Origin of the sequence: Streptacidiphilus anmyonensis (assembly GCF_000787855.1) — a bacterium.
In the GTDB taxonomy this organism is placed as follows: domain Bacteria; phylum Actinomycetota; class Actinomycetes; order Streptomycetales; family Streptomycetaceae; genus Streptacidiphilus; species Streptacidiphilus anmyonensis.
Genome location: NZ_BBPQ01000040.1, coordinates 24,287 through 34,246, shown reverse-complemented (window position 1 = coordinate 34,246; position 9,960 = coordinate 24,287). Strand labels below are relative to the sequence as shown.

The following is a 9,960-nucleotide window of genomic DNA, read 5'->3' as shown; positions in this document are numbered from 1 at the left end:
GGGGCGGGAGAGCGGAGGCTGCGCCGACCGGTGGGTGCGCTCGGCGACGCCCGTTGCCCACGCGGCTGCGGGGCTCTGCCGCTCCTGTGGCCGGGCAGTGGAGCTGCTGCTGCCCGTCGGGGCCCGGTGGCGGTCCGTCGGGGGCCGGGCCGCCACCGGGTGAGGTGGGAGAGCGAAGGCTGCGCCGACCGGTGGGTGGTTCGGCGACGCCCGTTGCCCGCGCGGCTGCGGGGCTGTGCCGCTCCTGTGGCTGGGCAGCGGAGCTGTCGGTGCCCGTTGGGCTCCGGCGGCGGCCCGTCGGGGGCTGGGCCGCCGGCCGGGTGGGGGCGGGGTGGTGCGGTGGGGTGACCCGAAGGGTCAGTCCGTGGCGTACTGCTTGCGCAGTTCGACCTTGCGGACCTTGCCGGTGAGGGTCTTCGGGAGGGCCGCGGTGATCTCCAGGCGCTCGGGGAGGAACCGGGCGTCCTGGCCCGCCGCGCGCAGGTGGGCGCGGAGCTCCTCGAGGCTCGGCGGGGTGCCGCCGCTGGGCACGACGACCGCGAGGATCGGGTCGTCGATGTGCCCGGTCGGGCCGACGATCGCGGCCTCGGTCACCTTGGGATGGGCCGCGATGACCGACTCCAGCTCGGCCATCGGCAGCACGATGCCGTCGCGCATGATGGCGTCCTTGGCGCGGCCCAGGACGCGGATGCCGCCGCGCCCGTCCTCGCGGGCCACGTCGCCGGTGTCGAACCAGCCGTCGCCCATCAGCTCGGCGTCGAAGACGTCCTGCTGCTTGTAGTAGCCGAGCGCCTGCGACGCCCCGCGCACCCGTAGCCGACCGACCGGCGCGCGCTTGGTCGGGTCCGCGCACTGGTCGATGCGGATCTCCATGGAGTCGATCGGCCGCCCGTGGCTGTGCGCCGCCCAGTCCTGGTTGTAGTCCAGGCGGCTGATGGTGACGGGACCGAACTCCGACATGCCCCACACCGAGTACGTGCGTGCGCCGAAGGTGTCGCGCAGCTCGTCCACCAGCTCCTGGAGCACCGGCGCCGCGCCGGTGACGGTGTGGCGCAGGCTCGACACGTCGTGCGGGTCGGCCTGCTGGGCGGCGGCCACCCCGGACAGGGTGGGCGGCGGCCCGTAGATCAGCGTCGCGCCGTAGCGCTCGACCAGGTCCAACAGGCCCGCGTGGTCGGGGCCGTCCTGGAAGGCGATCGTGCCGCCGAGCATCACCCCGGCGAGCACGCCCTGGCCGAAGCCGGAGTAGTGCACCAGCGGGGTGGTGACCGCGGCGACCAGGCCGCCGTGCAGCAGGAAGGTGTCCACGTAGCCGCGCACGCCCGAGTGGACGGTGTTCTGGCTGTGCACCACGCCCTTGGAGAACCCGGTGGTGCCGGAGGTGAACAGCACCACGAACGGCTCGTCGGGCCGCAGTTGGCGCCCCTCCAGGTCGCCCATGCGCCGGTTCTCCCAGTGCGTGGCGACGAAGTGGTCGTGGAAGTCGACCGCGCCCGCGGGGGCGTGGCCGTCGAGCACCACCACGTGCTCCAGCGGCAGTTCGGAGCGGAGCGCGTTGAGCGTCTCGGCCAGCGGGTAGCCGTCCCACTCCGGCAGGGTGATGCACACCCGGGCCTCGGTGAGCGCGAGCCGGTGGCGCAGCTCCTCCTCCTGGCAGACCGGCGCGATCGGGCAGATGACCGCGCCGGCCGCCATGCAGGCGAACATCAGCGGGACCATCTCCCACCGGTTGGGCAGCTGGACGGCGACGACGTCGCCGCGTTCCACGCCCAGCTCCAGCAGCGCTCCGGCGAACCGGTCGGTCAGCCGGGCGAGTTCGGCGTAGTCGAGGGTGTCGGTGCGGGCCTCGGCGAGCCGGCGTCCGGCGATGGCGAGCTTGCGCGGCCGTTCCTGCGCCTGGCGGCGCAGGTCGTCCAGGAAGGTCTCGTCGCGCCACCAGCCGCGCCTGCGGTACTCGGCCAGCCGGTCGGCGGCCGACGGGTCGGCGCTCATCGGTGCAGCTCCTGGCGGCGCACGGCCAGCAGCTCGGGCAGCGGGTCGCCGGCGCGGGACGCCGCGATCTCCAGCAGGTCACGGGTGTTGGTGCGGACCCGGTCGGCGACCCAGTCGAAGACCCATTGCTTGCGCGCGTCGGCCGACAGGTCGAAGGGGACGACCCGGGTCACGGCCAGGGCCGCGGAGCCCGCGCCGCCGATGTTGGCGATGACGCCGGGGACCAGCGTCACCCCGGCGGCGGCGACCTTCTCGCGGGCCTCGTCGCTGGAGGCGATGTTGGCGCCCTCGATCACCGTGCGGGCGCGCAGCCGGTGGGCGTTCTCGGCGTTGAGCGCGTACTTCTGCGCGGCGAGCACCAGCAGGTCGGCGTCCAGGTCGAGCCAGGCGTCCGGCTCGCGGTTCACGGTGACGTGCTGCGGCAGCCGGGTGTGGTCGATCCGCCCGAACTCGTCGGTGATGGCGACCAGGTCGGCGACCGGGAGCCGGTCGGCGCTGACGGTGCCCTGCACGTCGGCGACGCCGACGACGACGTGTCCGCGGTCCTCCAGGAAGCGGGCGACGGCGCGGCCGACGGCGCCGAAGCCCTGGATCACGATCCGGGCCGGTCCGGTGCGGCCGCCGGCCTCCAGCGCGGTGAGCGCGGCGACGCCGACGCCGTGGCCGGTGCAGTCGATCAGCGGCTCGTAGTAGGTGCGCCAGTCGATCGGCATGTCGGGGGCGCCGAGGCGGTAGCGCGGGTCGTACCCGGCCTCGTCGAAGAAGACGGCCCGGTCGGCGGGGGTGACGCCCATGTCGATACCGAGGTGGATGCCGCCGTGCAGCAGCGGCTTGACGGTCCGTCCGAAGGTGCGGAACGTCTCCTCGCGGTCGCCGCCCTCGGCGACGATGCCGGCCTTGGCGCCGCCGATGCGCAGCCCCGCCAGGGTGAATTTCTCGGTCATGTCGCGGGCGAGCCCGGCGACCTCCTCCTCGGTCACCCCGGCGGTCATCCGGGTGCCGCCCATCGCCAGGCCGTCGACGAGCGAGTCGACGACCACCCAGCCCTTGATGTGGCCGCCGCTGCCGCCCAGACGGACGGTGAAGGCGGGCCCGTTCGAGCCTTGCACACTCATGGTCAAGTCCTTGCCTACGTGGGTCCTACGTGGGTTGGTTCACGGATCCGCCGACCGTCACCGGTAGAGCTGCGCGAAGCCGCGCAGGATCTCCCGGCCGTCCTCGCGGAACTCCAGGTGGGCCTGCGCGCCGAAGATCCGGCCGTCGTCGGAGCGCAGGAACTCCACGGGGGCGTGCTCGGAGCGGCCGATCGTGCGGAAGCCCTGTGGGGCCTCCTGGAGGTAGAGGGTGTGCCGGTGGAAGACGGTCACGGTCGGCTTCACGAACTCGAAGAGCGGTTCGGTCTTGTCGACCTGCGCCTCGTAGCCGCCGACCCGGCTCTGCCCCTCGGCGAGCCGGCCGCCGGCCGCGACGGCGATGAGCTGCATGCCGCCGCAGATGGCGAAGACCGGGACGTCGGAGCCCATGACGAGGTCGACGAGGGGCTTGTAGAAGTCCTGGTCGTAGGCGCGGACCTTGGTGCCGCTCAGGACGATCGCCTGGTAGCGGCCCTCCAGTCGGGCCGGCACGGAGGCCGCGTCGACGGCGTCGGTCTCGGAGCCCATGTCCTCGAAGCGCCTGCGGAGCTGCGGGAGTGACAGGGTTCCGTTGTTGACGACCAGTACACGGGATTTCGCCACGTGCTCGCTCCTCAGGTTCGGGTGATGACGGTGCCGGTGCGGGCGGCGAGCAGGTCCGTGACGGGGGCGCTGCCGATGACGACGCGCGTGACGCCCCGGTCCAGGGCCTCGCCGGCGGCGCGGAGCTTCTTGCGCATGCCGCCGGTGGCGCCCTTGTCGCGGAACTCGGCCGCGGCCTCGGCGCTGATCCGGTCCACCGGCTGCCCGTCGACCAGCAGGTGCGGGACGTCGGTGACCAGGACCAGGTCGGTGGCGCCGACGGCCCCGGCGATGGCCGCGGCCGCCCGGTCGGCGTCGTTGTTGACCTCCTGCCCGGCGGCGTTGCGGGCCAGCGGGGTGACCAGGTAGGCGTGGCCGGGTTGGAGGTTCTTCAGCGCGGCCGGGTCGACGCCGGTGATCGGGCCGACCAGGTTCTCCAGCTCGACCAGCTGCTTCTCGCGCCACCACCAGCGTTCGCCCTCGCCGGCCTGGACCAGCCCGTCGCTGCCGAGCAGCCACTCCGCGGTGATGCCGCGTCGGCCCAGCCGGCCGAGGACGTCCTCGGCCAGCGCGGAGCTGACGGTCTTGATGTCCTCGATGACCTCGGGCGTGGTCCAGCGGCTCTGGTTGCCGTAGCGGTCCCGCAGGATCGCCGACGGCTCGCTGTAGCGGGGGCTCAGCCGCTTGAGCGGCTTGGACCAGCCGTGCACGAGGACCAGCGGCCGCACCCGGGCGTAGCGGGACAGGTCGTCCCACCAGGTCCCGGCGAGGTCGTCCAGGCAGCTGCCGCCGAGCTTGACGACGGTCGGGGTCGCGGTGTCCCGTGTCCGGCCGGTGGCCCGCGTCCCGCTCATGCGGGCATCACCGGCTGCATCGTCAGCCCCGTCTCCTCGGGCAGTCCGTAGCGGATGTTGGCGACCTGCACGGCCTGCCCGGCCGCGCCCTTGACGAGGTTGTCCAGCGCGGAGAGGACGACGATCCGTCCCCCCTCGGGGTCGTGCAGGACGGTCACGTCGCAGTAGTTGGATCCGAGCACGGCCTGCGGGTCGGGCACCGGGATCAGCGTCTCGTTGTTGCGGCGCACCCGCACGAAGCGGTTGCCCTTGTAGAAGCGCAGGTAGGCGCGCTGCAGCTCGCGCTGGTCGACCTCCGCGTCGGTGAACACGTAGGAGCTGGTGAGCAGGCCGCGCACGTGCGAGACGCCGTAGGCGGACATGCTCAGCGACGCGATGCTGCCCGACGTGCCGCTGTCCGACTTCGCGCGGGCCAGGAAGTCGCCGACCTCGGCCGCGTGCCGGTGCCCCGTCGGGGCGTAGGGGGCGATGGCGCCGCTGCGGAACGGGTGCAGGTCCGCGGTGCGCAGATGCAGGCCGCCGCCGCTGGAGCCGCTCTTGCCGTCCACCACCACCGTCTTCAGGTCCAGCCCGAGGCCGAGGGTGAGAGGGGCCAGGCCCAGCGTCAGCGCGGTGGCGTAGCAGCCCGGCAGCGAGATCAGCGGCGCGCCCACCAGCTGGTCCCGGATCAGCTCCGGGACGCCGTAGACGAAGCGGTCCGCCAGCTCGGGCAGGCGCCGGACCTTGGGGTACCAGCGGTCGTGCAGCTCCGGGGTGCGGATGCGGAACGCGCCGCTGAGGTCGACCAGCGTCGGCCCGCGGTCCGCGAGCAGCTCCGCGAGCTGCGCGGAGACCGGCGCCGGGGTGGCCAGGAAGAGGACGTCGACCTGGCCTGCGACCTCCTCGGTGACCGGTTGCACGGTCAGTCCGAGGTCGACCCGCAGGTTGGCGTGCAGCTCGGCCGGACGCCGGCCGATGTTGGAGGAACCGCCGAGGAAGGTCAGTTCCAGCTCGGGGTGCTGAGTGATCAGCCTGATCAGTTCGCCGCCGGCGAGCCCGGAGGCTCCGACGACACCCGCGCGGATCATGAGAGCAGCTCCTGGACGAACGAGCCGACGGCGGTGGGGATGTCGGCGCCGGTCACCGAGGCCACCCCGCGGAACGCGGGGGCGTGGTTGACCTCGTTGACGACGTAGCCGTCGTCGGTGCGGAAGAGGTCGACGCCGTAGATCCCGGCGCCGAGTTCGGAGACCACCGCGTCGACGATCTTCACGACGTCGGGGTCGTAGGCGAGGGTGCTGCTGCGGTTGCCGAGCGCCGCGTTGCTGCGCCAGTCGGCGCCGGCGCTGGCGAACTCCGCGGCGGCGACGATGTCGCGGCCGACCACCAGGCAGCGCACCGAGGAGCCGCCCGAGAGGTACGGCTCGACCAGGCAGGCCTGCTCGAAGGCGTGCCCGAGGTCCTCGACGTAGTCGTAGACGGACTGGGCGGTGTCGGTGTGGCGGATCAGGGTGACCCGCTTGCCCATGCCGCCGAAGATCGGCTTGAGCACCACCGGCACGCCGAGCTCGTCGAGCGCCTTCTCGAAGTCCCTGCGGGAGAGCACGAGCCGGAAGTCCGGCACCGGGATCTCGGCGGAGCTGAGGACCGAGCGCAGCACGGCCTTGTTCTCACAGGCGTTGATGGCCCTGGCGCTGTTGAGGACCGGGATCCCGGCGGCCTCGGCGAGCGTGGCGACCAGGCCGCCGCGCGTGTAGCTGCGGCTGCGCACCAGCAGGGCGTCGAAGTCCTGCACGGACGGCGCGCCGGGCGCGCCCAGGCACAGCGACTCGTCATTGACCCACTCGACGTGCAGTCCCAGCTCGGGGGCGGCCTCGATCAGCCGGCGTTCCTCCCAGCTGATCCGGTCCGCGACGATGGCGACGTTCCGGGTCATCTCACTGGCCCCAGTCGCGGAGCGTGACCTGGACCATCTGGAGGGTCAGCCGCCCGTCCTGGATGTCCTCGACGCGCAGCGTGAGCATGCACTCGGGGCAGGAGAAGGTCTCGCCCTGCGCGATCGGCGGGACGGTCAGGTCGGTCTCGCACTCGGGGCAGGCGCCGGTCAGGGTGGCGGTGGACATGGAGTTCGCTCCTGTTGGTGGTGAAGGTGTCGGTTCGGTGCGGTCGAGCGGTCGGGGGGTGCGCTGGTGTGGGGGTGCGCTCGTGTGGGGGTACGCGCGGGGCTCGGGCTTCAGGCGGCCTGGAACTCGATGGCGGCCTTGCGGATCGCGTCGCGGTCCAGCAGCGGTCCGCCCGCCTCCTCCTGACGCTTGATCAGCCAGGGTGTGAAGGCGTCGACGTCGACGAAGACGCCGGAGTCGTTCAGGGCCCACGCGACCAGCGGGGTGGTGAGGCGGGTGCGCACGAGCAGCTCGCGGGAGTTCCCGACGAGCTCGGCCGGCAGCGTCTCGTAGGCCTCGGGGTGGGTCAGCTGGCCGGGCAGCTCGTAGGCGAAGGAGTGCGTGCTGGTCGGGCCGGACTGGAACGCCTCGCCGAGACCCGCGCCCGTAAGGGCGAGCCGCGACAGCTCGGTGAGGTGGGTCAGGTCGAAGCGGGTGTCGCCGTGGATCACCCGCAGCGAGGTGAGCAGCTCGGCGAGCGGGGCGTTGCCGCCGCGTTCGCCGATCCCGCCGACGGTCGCGGAGATCCACTTCGCCCCGGCGCGCACCGCGGCCAGGGAGTTGGCGACCGCCATGCCCAGCATGTTGTGCGAGTGGATCTCGATCTCGGAGCCGTCGATCGCGGTCAGGTCCGCGATCACGTCCTCCATCTGCCACGGCGAGAGGTACGCGACGGTCTCCGCCAGCCGGAACCGGTCGGCGCCGGCGTCGAAGCCCGCGGTGACGTAGGGGACCAGGCGGCCGGCGGGGGTACGCGCCGCGTCCTCGCCGCTGAAGGTGACGTGGAAGCCGCGCTCCTTGGCCTGCGAGATCGCCGAACGGGCCAGCGTCTGGAGGAACTTGGCGCTGGGTGAGCCGAGCTTCAGCATGGCGTGCTGCTCGGACGTGGGGATGGAGTACATGATGTGCCGCACGCCGAGCCGCTCGGCCTCGTCGAGGGCCGTCGCCACCTGCTGGCGGTCGCGGACGACCACGAGCGTCATGCTGCGCTCGGGGCCGACGGCCTCGTGGGTGGCCAGGACCAGGTCGGCGTCCTTCGAGTCGGGGCCGGCGACCATGCCCACCTCGACCAGCGCGACGCCGGTCCGCACCAGCAGGTCGGCGATCGCGGCGGCGTCCTTGGGGCCGAATTCCACACCCGCCATGTGCGCGGAATCGCGCAGCGTGGCGTCGGATATCTGCGGCGGCACCGGGAGTGTCCCCCCGTGCTCTTTCTTTTCCATTGCGTTCCCTCCTCCTTGGTCCGGGAGGTGTTCCCGGATCTGGCTCCGCGCGAATGCCAAGGGCCTTTTGTTCGTTGGCGATTGGCTTCGTTTCCGGAGCTCGGCGGTGCGGTGCGCACTGGTGACCATCCTGTACGGCGCCGCGGGGCCGGGCAATCGTTCTGGTGTCCGGACTTTGTCAAGGAATGTCGGCGGACGTCGGCGGCCGATGGACTTCGGCGGATATACGGGAAGGAAATTCGGAGCCCCTTATTCCGGAGGGCGGTCGGGGTGCGCCGAATTGTTCCGGGAAATGCCGAAGGGCGGGCCGGGGGTTCCCGGCCCGCCCTTCGGCGCGGTCGCTCAGCCGCGGCCCAGGCGGTATCCGACGCCATGGACCGTGATGATCCACTTGTCCCCGAGCTTGGCTCGCAGGTTGCTCACATGCGTGTCGATGGTGCGGGTGGACGCCGCCCAGGTGGTGTCCCACACCCGCGCCATCAGCTCCTTGCGCGACAGCACGCTTCTGGGGTCCGCGGCGAGCGTGTGCAGCAGGTCGAACTCCTTGGAGGTGAGCTCCACCGGCCTGCCGTGCAGCCGGACCTCGCGGGTGCTGCCGTCGATCTGGAGGGGAGTCAGCGAGATGGTGTGCGAGGCCGGCCGCGGCCGCGCGCGGCGCAGCACGGCCTCGATCCGGGCGAGCATCTCGCGGACCCCGCACGAGGAGACGACGCAGTCGTCCGCCCCCGCCTGGAGGGCCAGGACCCGGTCGAGTTCGGTGTCGCGCGGCGCGATGGAGATGATCGGCTGGTCCCCGGTCGTGCGCAGCAGCCGACAGACCTCCAAGCCGTCGATGTCGGGAAGGTCGAGGTCCAACAGGACCAGGTCCGACCGCTGGTGCGTGGCGAGCGCCTCCGCCCCGGTGGCGACGCTGCTGACGGCGTAGCCCTGCCGCCGCAGGTCCCGCACCCTCGTCTCGGCGGTGGCCCGGTCGCCCGCGACCACCAGTACGGACCCGGTCAGGCCCGTCGCGCGGGCCGTCCGCGCCTCCGCTCTCAGTGCCTCCGGCGTGATCTGAGTCATGGCTCCCCCACTCGTAAGCCCGGCGGGGAGGCCGGTGCGCCGACGGCTGTCCCCACGTGACGGTACTCAAGCTAAATAATAGCGACAGTTATTTTTTTGTCACGTGAGCCAGATAACATCGGCCTGAACGGCCGACGACCGTCTGCGGGCAAGTCTGCTTGCGGGGAAGGAGCGTGGTGATGCAGGAGAGGGCTGCCCGGACCCGTCAGGCGCTGGTGTGCGCCGCGGCCCGCGAGTTCGACCGCAACGGCTACGCCGCCTCGTCGCTGGCGCGGATCACCCGGTCCGCGGGGATCTCCGTGGGCGCCCTGACGTTCCACTTCGCCAGCAAGGAGGACCTGGCGGCCGAGGTCCGGGTGCACGGCCACGCCGCCACCGTGGCCACGGTGCGGACCGTGCCGCGTCAGTCGGAGGCGGTGCTGTGGGTGATCTCGCTGACGCTGGCCCTGGCCTCGCTGCTGGAGGAGGACGTGGCCGTGCGCGCCGCGGCCCGGCTCAGCCGGGAGCAGCCGGACGGCGGGCCCGATTGGACGTCGGCATGGGTCCCGGCGATCAGGGAGCGCCTCGGCCGGCTCCGCCAGGACGAGGCGCTCCCCGGCTCCGCCCGGGTGGTCTTCGCCTCGTTGGCGATCCATCTGCTGACCGGCGTCGAGGCGGAGATCCGCCACTCGGTCCTCCGGGACCAGAGCCCCGACGGCCGGCCCACCGCGCGGCTCGCCCGGATCTGGGACCTCATCCAGCAGGGGCTCGCCGCCGGCCGCCCCGAAGCCGACGGCCCGACCCCCCGCCGCCACCGATAGCGCCCCGGCCCTTCGGGCGGGAGGCGTCTCCGGGCCCCGCCCTTTGCCGGACATCCGGCCCGGCGCTCGCCTCGCGGCGCGGGCGCCGACCGTCGGCCACCCAGGTCACCAGGCCCTCGCGGTGGGGCCCGGCGGCTCGCGCGCCCGCGACAGCGCCTGCGCCCGGGGCGGCT

The 9,960-nt window shown here is 72.7% G+C and carries 10 protein-coding genes; 1 reads left to right on the top strand and 9 read right to left on the bottom strand.

The genetic code is table 11. The features are described 5' to 3' along the window. Window positions 1-357 precede the first annotated feature (357 nt). From TR50_RS27740 to TR50_RS27700, 9 genes are all read right to left on the bottom strand, one after another. Entirely contained in the window at window positions 358-1,992 is a 1,635-nt protein-coding gene (locus tag TR50_RS27740) for an AMP-binding protein (protein ID WP_042427813.1), read from the bottom strand. Then, window positions 1,989-3,107 (bottom strand): Glu/Leu/Phe/Val dehydrogenase dimerization domain-containing protein, encoded by a 1,119-nt coding sequence (locus tag TR50_RS27735; protein ID WP_052441399.1) that lies wholly within the window; start codon window positions 3,105-3,107, stop codon window positions 1,989-1,991. The genes TR50_RS27740 and TR50_RS27735 overlap by 4 nt, the downstream gene beginning before the upstream one ends. Before the next feature lie 57 nt (window positions 3,108-3,164). Then, window positions 3,165-3,728 (bottom strand): glutamine amidotransferase-related protein, encoded by a 564-nt coding sequence (locus tag TR50_RS27730; RefSeq protein ID WP_042427811.1) that lies wholly within the window; start codon window positions 3,726-3,728, stop codon window positions 3,165-3,167. Between the two features lie 11 nt (window positions 3,729-3,739). Continuing rightward, window positions 3,740-4,561 (bottom strand): amino acid kinase family protein, encoded by an 822-nt coding sequence (locus tag TR50_RS27725; RefSeq protein WP_042427809.1) that lies wholly within the window; start codon window positions 4,559-4,561, stop codon window positions 3,740-3,742. Beyond that, the gene (gene argC / locus TR50_RS27720) at window positions 4,558-5,628 is read right to left on the bottom strand and encodes an N-acetyl-gamma-glutamyl-phosphate reductase (RefSeq protein WP_042427806.1); all 1,071 of its coding nucleotides are present in this window, start codon (window positions 5,626-5,628) and stop codon (window positions 4,558-4,560) included. The genes TR50_RS27725 and argC overlap by 4 nt, the downstream gene beginning before the upstream one ends. Next, a complete protein-coding gene (locus TR50_RS27715) occupies window positions 5,625-6,476 on the bottom strand; it encodes an ATP-grasp domain-containing protein (protein ID WP_042427803.1) in 852 nt (283 codons plus the stop codon). The genes argC and TR50_RS27715 overlap by 4 nt, the downstream gene beginning before the upstream one ends. 1 nt (window position 6,477) lies before the next feature. Then, entirely contained in the window at window positions 6,478-6,663 is a 186-nt protein-coding gene (locus TR50_RS27710) for a lysine biosynthesis protein LysW (protein WP_042427800.1), read from the bottom strand. Window positions 6,664-6,773: 110 nt separating this feature from the next. Further along, on the bottom strand, window positions 6,774-7,925 hold the full coding sequence (locus tag TR50_RS27705) for a hydroxymethylglutaryl-CoA lyase-like TIM-barrel protein (RefSeq protein ID WP_084701075.1): 1,152 nt from the start codon (window positions 7,923-7,925) through the stop codon (window positions 6,774-6,776). Window positions 7,926-8,267: 342 nt separating this feature from the next. Next, on the bottom strand, window positions 8,268-8,987 hold the full coding sequence (locus TR50_RS27700; protein WP_084701073.1) for a response regulator transcription factor: 720 nt from the start codon (window positions 8,985-8,987) through the stop codon (window positions 8,268-8,270). A gap of 179 nt (window positions 8,988-9,166) precedes the next feature. On the opposite strand from TR50_RS27700, the gene TR50_RS27695 reads away from it, so the two are divergent. Beyond that, window positions 9,167-9,787 (top strand): TetR family transcriptional regulator, encoded by a 621-nt coding sequence (locus TR50_RS27695; RefSeq protein WP_042427797.1) that lies wholly within the window; start codon window positions 9,167-9,169, stop codon window positions 9,785-9,787. Window positions 9,788-9,960 lie beyond the last annotated feature (173 nt).